The sequence below is a fragment of the Enterobacter cloacae complex sp. S2 genome (assembly GCF_015159675.1).
In the GTDB taxonomy this organism is placed as follows: Bacteria; Pseudomonadota; Gammaproteobacteria; order Enterobacterales; family Enterobacteriaceae; genus Enterobacter; species Enterobacter intestinihominis.
Map to the genome: position 1 here is coordinate 1 of NZ_JADDTS010000118.1, position 544 is coordinate 544.

Below are 544 nucleotides of genomic sequence, written 5' to 3' on the forward strand. Positions count from 1 at the left end.
ATTTAGAAGGGTGTTTATAAATTTTGTACAGAAAAATAATATTCCTGGATACCTTCAGCCACTCAGTACAGAAATTAATAATTCTGATGCTGAAGCATTGCTCAAACGGGCCCCCACGTTTATAAAACAGCTAAAACTGATAGAACTTCGTCAAGATCGTCAGCTTAGGGCTGTCAGTGATCTATTAAAGACGGACGCTAACATAACCATGTGGGCCGAAAATGGACTAATTTTTGAGCAAAATATTTCTGAATGGCATAATTCATTATTAAGACAGTACGATGCAATATGCGATGATATTGAGGTTTGCCACTCCGACAAGACTGAAATAAGCAGAGGTAAAGTTATTTATAGCCGTTGTTCTGCTACAAAAGTATCCTTCGATAATAAGATAGTCCCTGAATATTTTACTAATGGAGGTTTCAATCTTCTGGCTGACGATCTCCGTTTAGGATGGCATCCGAATTATATAGAGCTTCTCGATAAGGATGAATAGTGAGAATCGAACTGAGAACGCCCGAGCTGAATGATGCAGCTTTAGTAC

Annotated in this window: 1 protein-coding gene; it reads left to right on the forward strand. The window is 38.2% G+C overall.

Annotated elements, in window-relative coordinates; all coding sequences use genetic code 11:
• Nucleotides 1-496 (forward strand): ABC-three component system protein (locus tag IPZ49_RS23015; RefSeq protein ID WP_193762907.1); only part of this gene is annotated, 496 nt, incomplete at its 5' end.
• Nucleotides 497-544: the final 48 nt, after the last annotated feature.